The 406-nt window shown below is 51.7% G+C and carries 1 protein-coding gene and 1 pseudogene; both read right to left on the reverse strand.

Annotated elements, in window-relative coordinates; translation table 11 throughout:
* A pseudogene (locus tag J0A66_RS23970) lies at positions 1 to 126 on the reverse strand (NfeD family protein); the annotation flags it as partial.
* A partial coding sequence (locus tag J0A66_RS21870) for a band-7 C-terminal domain-containing protein (RefSeq protein ID WP_277603616.1) occupies positions 126 to 406 on the reverse strand: 281 nt, incomplete at its 5' end. The pseudogene J0A66_RS23970 and the gene J0A66_RS21870, both read right to left, overlap by 1 nt.

Here is a 406-nt window from a genome sequence, read left to right on the forward strand (position 1 = left end):
CAAAGCAGCAAGTCCAACGAAAAACAGCACAAAGGTAGCAAAACCCAGTATCAGCACTTCAATCGCCAGTAGTGCCAACCCCAGCACCATCAAACTTTCCGCCATATGTTCGGTGAACACTGTCATCAGGCCCCCTTATTACCTTTGATTCCGGTAATAATGGTCATTGCCTGAGCCACCATAGAGGCGGCATCGGTACCACTATCTGGCAACAACACCACTGAGGACTCTTTGGCAATGGCTTGTTTGGCTGCAATGGCCTTGGTTGCCAGATCCAATTGGATGGCTTTTTGTCCTTGCTCGGTATTGGCGGCCTCACCCACTAGACGCAACGCTTCGGCCTGTGCCTCAGCTACCGCCAAAATGGCTTTAGCTTCACCTTCGGCGCGCAGTACCTGCTCAGATT

The organism is Bowmanella dokdonensis (genome assembly GCF_017254865.1).
GTDB lineage: Bacteria > Pseudomonadota > Gammaproteobacteria > Enterobacterales > Alteromonadaceae > Bowmanella > Bowmanella dokdonensis.